Origin of the sequence: Corynebacterium sp. HMSC30G07, from assembly GCF_001806945.1 — a bacterium.
Lineage (GTDB): Bacteria > Actinomycetota > Actinomycetes > Mycobacteriales > Mycobacteriaceae > Corynebacterium > Corynebacterium riegelii.
This window is the reverse complement of record NZ_KV786462.1, coordinates 512-1172: the sequence shown is the minus strand read 5'-3', so window position 1 is coordinate 1172 and position 661 is coordinate 512. Positions and strand designations below refer to the sequence as shown.

General features: G+C 58.5%; 1 protein-coding gene. It reads right to left on the bottom strand.

Features of this window, described 5'->3' with window-relative positions:
• Nucleotides 1-479: 479 nt before the first annotated feature.
• Nucleotides 480-661, bottom strand: a 182-nt coding sequence (locus HMPREF3104_RS12590; RefSeq protein WP_210386487.1) for a hypothetical protein, incomplete at its 5' end; no start/stop codon positions are given.

Below are 661 nucleotides of genomic sequence, written 5' to 3'. Positions count from 1 at the left end.
AGTTGGTACCGGTGTTCCGCGTACCCGGTACTGCGAGGGGGTTTCTTTCATAGTTGATGTTGGCGGCGCCGTACTTCGATGGTGCCGCGTCAACTTCTACTTGGAAGGAGCCGGTCTTTGTGGCCAACTTCAAACAAATCGTCGCGATGTGCCTTGACGGTGCTAGCTACGCACAGATCACACATGCATTGGGGTGTCAATTGGGGTGTTCACGACGAGAAGTATCCCGCGTGTTCAGAAGACTGAAATGGTAGCGGTGTGGTGAGTATCTGGTAGCGGCTGAGTGAGCATCCGGTAGCGGAGGCTCACCCGGGCTCGGCACCGTCGGCGAGCCGGTCAAGGATTCAGGGATGGCCGCATTGTCAGTGGCGGATTTGAGTCCATCGCTCCGAAAGCTCGGTACTGCCGCGTTCCAAGTAGTTGGTGCCTAGACCTAGACAGCCGAACCGAGCCGACTACACGGACCCCGGCTGCAGGCATTAGTCGTTCGAGAAGCCCATTGAGGCGGCGCCTTTGCGCATGGTGAAGACTTCTATGCGAATTCGGTGGCCACTATGTTGCAGCCAGCTCTCCGGCAGCGTTACTCGCACCTGCCCGCAACGGTTCAATGTGTCTTCGGTGCTTAGGACGCTCGGACCCCGGGCTGCCCAGAATGCCCACC